Consider the following 5,444-nt stretch of genomic DNA (forward strand, 5'->3'; position numbering starts at 1 on the left):
CTCGACCGACACGGGCGCGTTCGTCGCGATCACGCCGCCGTACGCCGACACCGGGTCGCACTCGTGCGCCCGGCGGTGCGCCTCGGCGATGTCCTGGCCGACCGCGATGCCGCAGGGGTTCGCGTGCTTGATGATCGCCACCGCCGGCTCGGTGAAGTCGTACGCCGTACGCCGGGCCGCGTCGGCGTCGACGTAGTTGTTGTACGACATCTCCTTGCCGTGCAGCTGCTCCGCCGCGGCCAGCCCGCCGCGGCCGTTCAGGTACAGGGCGGCCGGCTGGTGCGGGTTCTCGCCGTACCGCAGGACCGCGGACTTGTCCCACGACGAGCCGACCCAGGCCGGGAAGCCGGAGCCTTCGCTCGAGTCGGTGAGCACGTTGCCCATCCAGGACGCGACCGCGATGTCGTACTCCGCAGTGTGCACGTACGCCGCCGCCGCGAGCTGCTGCCGCTCCTCGAGGGAGAAGCCGCCCTCGCCCAGGGCCGCCAGCAGCGACGGGTACTGCGAGGCCGACGTCACCACGGCCACGTTCGCGTGGTTCTTCGCGGCGCCACGCACCATCGACGGACCGCCGATGTCGATCTGCTCGATGCACTCGTCGACGGACGCGCCGGATGCGACCGTCTCGGTGAACGGGTACAGGTTGCTGACCAGCAGGTCGAACGGCTCCACCCGCATCTCGCGAAGCTGTTCGACGTGATCCGGCTTCCGCAGGTCCGCGAGCAGCCCCGCGTGCACGAGCGGATGCAGCGTCTTGACCCGCCCGTCGAGGCACTCCGGGAACCCGGTCAGCTCCTCGACCTTGGTCACCGGTACGCCGGCCGCGGCGATCCGGGCCGCGGTGGAGCCGGTCGACACCAGCTGGACACCGGCGGCGTGCAGCGCCGAGGCGAGCTCCTCCAGACCGGTCTTGTCGTACACGCTGATCAGCGCGCGGCGGATCGGCCTGCGGTCGGTGCTCACTTCAGTCGAACCTTTCGTCCGGTGATGGTCCAGCCGTCGCGGACCAGCCGGCCGACCCACTCCACCAACTGGCGGCGTTCGACCTCCTTGATCCGCTCGGTCAGGTCTTCTTCACTGTCGTCATCGAGAACGGGTACGGCGACCTGCGCGATGATCGGGCCGGTGTCGACGCCGCCGTCCACGAAGAACAGCGTCGCCCCGGCGACCTTCACGCCGTACTCCAGCGCGTCCCGGGGCCCGTGGATCCCGGGGAAGGCCGGCAGCAGCGCGTTGTGGGTGTTGATGTACCGATCCCCGAACGCGGCCAGGAAGTCGTCCCCGACCAGCTTCAGGAACCCGGCCGACACCACGAGATCCGGCTTGTACTCCGCTACCGACGCGGTCAGTGCGCGATCCCAGTCGGCGCGCTCGCCGTACTCCTTGACCTTGTGCACGAACGTCGGTACGCCGGCGGCCGCCGCCCGGTCCAGCCCGGCGATGCCGTCGCGGTCGGCGCCGACGGCGACCACCTGAGCGCCGTACGCCGGGTCGGCGCACGCGTCCAGCAGGGCCTGCAGGTTGGACCCCGACCCCGACACGAGCACGACGAGGCGCGCAGAACCGGAGTCAGCAGCAGAAGTCACGCCCGGAAGCCTATCGCCCGCCCCCGGCGCTGCCGTCAGCCGGTCACGCCGTGGCCGGGTCGGCCGGTCAGCGTCAGGCGGTGGGCGGCTCGGCGTCGGGTCGGCGGCGGGCGGCGAGGACGGCCGCGGTGATCGCGGCGCCGATCGCCATCCCGGCGACCAGTACGCCGGCCGCCGGCAGCGCGCTCGGTACGCCGACCACGGACATCCGCCCCGGCCCGGCCGAGCCGCCCGACATCGCCAGCAGCGCGAACAGTACGACGCCCGCGAGCACCGCGGCCATCCCGCCGCGCAGCGCGAACGCGTCCCAGCCGAGCGCGTCCGCGTCCGGCTCCGCGAGCCCGCGCCGTACCACGACCAGGCCCGCCACCACCCCGGCGAGCAGCGGCACCAGCGCGGTCAGCGCCAGCAGGTACGCCGGCGTCGAGCCGTCGGCCGGTACGGCGGCCAGCACCGGAAGCGCCGGCAGGCTGCCGACGTTCACGCCGGTCGGGGCGATCGACGTACCGGTCCCAAGCTGGAAACCGGGCCCGGCGAGGAACGCGACGACGTACAGCACCATGTTCGGCACCAGCATCAGGCAGATCGCGAACAGCACCACCGAGCCGATCACGCCCGCGTCCAGCAGCTCGAGCATCCCGGTGATCCGGGAGAACCGGACCGCCAGCAGCACGCCGTACAGCACCGAGGCGACCGCCACGATCGTGAGCACCGCGGCGAGCGCGGCCGGTACGGCGTGCCGCAGGCCGGCCGGGGTGGCGTCGGCGATGTCGTGGCCGGCGCCGGACTCGACGATGATGCCCGCGAGGCCAGCCACCAGGGCCAGCGAGAACGCGCCGAGGAACGCCGACAGCGGCGACACCCGCAGCGAACCCTGGGCCGTGAGCAACGCCACGATCAACCCGCCGAGGCCGTAGACGGCCGCGAACCCGAGCGCGAGACCGATCAGTTCCTTGGTCCGGTCGGCGCCGCTGGACCGGGTCGCGGACTTGCCGCCGCGGTACAGGCACCAGACGAAGAACAGGGTGAGGCCGAGCGGCGCGACGCTGATCCGGCCGCCGCCGATCGTGACACTTGCCTTGTGCGCGACCAGCCAGGCGCCGGCCCCGGCCCGGACCGCGCCGGACGCACCCCCGAAGGTCGCGCCCAGCCAGCCGATCACCGCGACCGCGGCACAGGTCAGCAGGCCGGTGAGCAGGCAGGATCCGGCGGAGATCACGGCCGCCACCGGCAGCGGTTTGGTGCGGGCGGTGATCTCCGACGTGGGCGTCTCGCCGTCCCGCGCGCCCGGGCGGCTCAGCATGTCGGTCATCTGGCTCCCATCGTCTCCCCGGGCCCGGACCTGACTCGTCCTGACACGCCGGATGTGGAAGACTTCAGCCCGCCTCCTCACGCTCGGTTTCGGGTGTTCGCCTGGTGGTAGCTGACTGGGGGCGTCGTTGGTCCACCCGGTACTGTCAGGTGGAATCAGTCAGGAGGTCGAGCTTTGGCCGGTTCCCACCGTGGACAACGCGGCGGCACCCGCGCCGCTGCCCGGGAGGCGCGGCGCCAGCAGGCGCGCAAGCGGAACCAGACGATCGCGGCAGGCGTGGCGGTCGTGGTCCTGGTCGGCGGCGGCGGCGTCGCGGCGCTGAACGCGTTCGGCGGCGACAAGTCGCCCGCGCCCAAGGCCGGCAGCAGCAGCCCGACCGACGACAAGTCCAGCCAGTCGAACGTGCTGTCCGACGACAAGGTGCTGCTGGACGCGGCCGGCGCGAAGACGCTCGGCGCGACCGGCGCCTGGAAGGTGACCGGGACCGCGGGCGGCGACTCGGCGCCCGACACCTCGTTCGCGTGCCAACTGCAGCGGTTCGCCGACCCGTCCGGCCTCCGGACCTGGGTGCGGACCCTGCAGAACCCGACCACCAAGGACACCGCGGTGCAGTACATCGACGTGTCCAACGACAAACCCACGGCCGCGAAGACGTACAACACGGTCGTGCACTGGCTCAGCCAGTGCACCACCCCGCAGACCCGGCTGTCGGCCGGCTACATCACCACCGGGGTCGGCCAGAGCGGCGTGATCGCGGTCTTCGGGCAGGTGCCGGGGGCGACGGCGACGAAGTACCGGACCGTCTCGGTGACGCTGACCGGGCAGGCGACGATGGTCGTCGAGCACGACACGATGGCGACCACCCCGCCGAGGCCGGACCTGATCCTGGCCGCCACCAGCGCGGCGGCGAAGAAGATCTGCGCCGAGACCGGCGGCTGCGCCACCGGCGCCCCGGTCGCGAAACCGGCCCTGCTGCCGAACACCGACACCCCGGGCTTCATGGCTCCGGTCGACCTTCCGCTGCTCTCCCAGGTGGACAAGCCGTGGGTGAGCGCCGCCGCCCAGCCCGGCGACGGCACCGGCTGCGAGAAGCTCAGCCTGAAGACGGCCAAGCCCAAGAAGGTCGGCACCACCACCTACGTGGCGCCGGAGGCGAAGGTGCCGACCGAGTTCGGGATGGACGACACCGTGATCAAGTTCGCCACCGCCGGCGCGGCGTCGGACTTCGTGGCCAAGATCCGGAAGAACGTCGACGCCTGTGAGAAGAACGTCTCGAACGCGAAGGTCCAGTCCACCGGCACCGTCAAGACCAGCACGATCTCCGGCAAGAGCTGGACCGCGACGTACGACAGCGGCAACGGCAAGAAGTACCACTACCGGATCGGGATCGCCGGATCCGGGGACCGGGTGGTGTACCTGCTGTTCCCGGTGCTGAAGGACCTGGACATCACCGACACCGCGTTCAACGAGACGCTGGCCCGCGCGGTCGACCGCTCGGCTGCCTACTCATAAAACGAAGCGGGACCCACTCCCGAGGGAGTAGGTCCCGGCTCCAGGTGTTACTTGCTCAGGCCCTGCATGATCTCGCGCATCAGGTTGGCGGTCTCGGACGGCGTCTTGCCGACCTTCACGCCGACGGCCTCGAGGGCCTCCTTCTTCGCCTGCGCGGTGCCGGAGGAGCCGGAGACGATGGCGCCCGCGTGGCCCATCGTCTTGCCCTCCGGGGCGGTGAAGCCCGCGACGTAGCCGACGACCGGCTTGGTCACGTTCTCCTTGATGTAGGCCGCGGCCCGCTCCTCGGCGTCGCCGCCGATCTCGCCGATCATCACGATCGCCTTGGTCTCCGGGTCGTCCTCGAAGGCCTGGAGGGCGTCGATGTGGGTGGTGCCGATGATCGGGTCGCCGCCGATGCCGATGGCCGTGGTGAAGCCGTAGTCGCGCAGCTCGTACATCATCTGGTAGGTCAGCGTGCCCGACTTCGACACGAGGCCGACCGGGCCCTTGCCGGCGATGGTGTGGGGCGTGATCCCGGCCAGCGACTCCTCCGGCGTGATGATGCCCGGGCAGTTGGGGCCGATCATCCGGGTGGACTTGCCCTCGAGGTAGGCGACGACCTCGGCGGTGTCGAGCACCGGCACGCCCTCGGTGATCACCACGAGCAGCGGGATCTCGGCGTCGATGGCCTCGATGCAGGCGTCCTTGGTGAAGGCAGGGGGCACGAAGGCGACCGAGACGTTGGCGTCGGTCTCCTTCATCGCCTCCTCGACCGTGCCGAAGACCGGGAGCTCCTTGCCGCCCAGCTCGACCGTCGTACCGGCCTTGCGGGCGTTGACGCCGCCCACGATCGACGAGCCGGCGTCCAGCATCAGCGCGGTGTGCTTGGAGCCCATGCCGCCGGTGATGCCCTGGACGATGATCTTGGAGTCCTTGTTGAGGTAGATCGACATCGCTTCTAGTCCCTCACTTCGCAGCCAGCTCGGCGGCCTTGTCGGCCGCGCCGTCCATGGTGTCGACCTGGGTGACCAGCGGGTGGTCCAGCTCCTGGA

5 protein-coding genes are annotated in these 5,444 nt (G+C 71.1%); 1 reads left to right on the forward strand and 4 read right to left on the reverse strand.

Annotated elements, in window-relative coordinates; all coding sequences use genetic code 11:
- The 3 genes from purH to VFF46_RS26975 form a co-directional block, all read right to left on the reverse strand.
- Positions 1-963: bifunctional phosphoribosylaminoimidazolecarboxamide formyltransferase/IMP cyclohydrolase (gene purH, locus VFF46_RS26965; protein ID WP_325040021.1), on the reverse strand; the 963-nt coding region annotated here is incomplete at its 3' end.
- Positions 960-1,586, reverse strand: a complete 627-nt coding sequence (purN, locus tag VFF46_RS26970; protein WP_325040022.1) for a phosphoribosylglycinamide formyltransferase — start codon at positions 1,584-1,586, stop codon at positions 960-962. The genes purH and purN, both read right to left, overlap by 4 nt.
- Before the next feature lie 73 nt (positions 1,587-1,659).
- A complete protein-coding gene (locus tag VFF46_RS26975) occupies positions 1,660-2,898 on the reverse strand; it encodes a DUF6350 family protein (protein ID WP_325040023.1) in 1,239 nt (412 codons plus the stop codon).
- Between the two features lie 174 nt (positions 2,899-3,072).
- Between VFF46_RS26975 and VFF46_RS26980 the strand changes: the two genes are divergently transcribed.
- A complete protein-coding gene (locus VFF46_RS26980) occupies positions 3,073-4,410 on the forward strand; it encodes a hypothetical protein (protein ID WP_325040024.1) in 1,338 nt (445 codons plus the stop codon).
- A gap of 47 nt (positions 4,411-4,457) precedes the next feature.
- Here VFF46_RS26980 and sucD read toward each other — a convergent pair whose 3' ends face one another.
- On the reverse strand, positions 4,458-5,345 hold the full coding sequence (gene sucD, locus VFF46_RS26985) for a succinate--CoA ligase subunit alpha (RefSeq protein WP_325040025.1): 888 nt from the start codon (positions 5,343-5,345) through the stop codon (positions 4,458-4,460).
- Positions 5,346-5,444 lie beyond the last annotated feature (99 nt).

This window comes from Kribbella sp. (assembly GCF_035655035.1).
In the GTDB taxonomy this organism is placed as follows: domain Bacteria; phylum Actinomycetota; class Actinomycetes; order Propionibacteriales; family Kribbellaceae; genus Kribbella.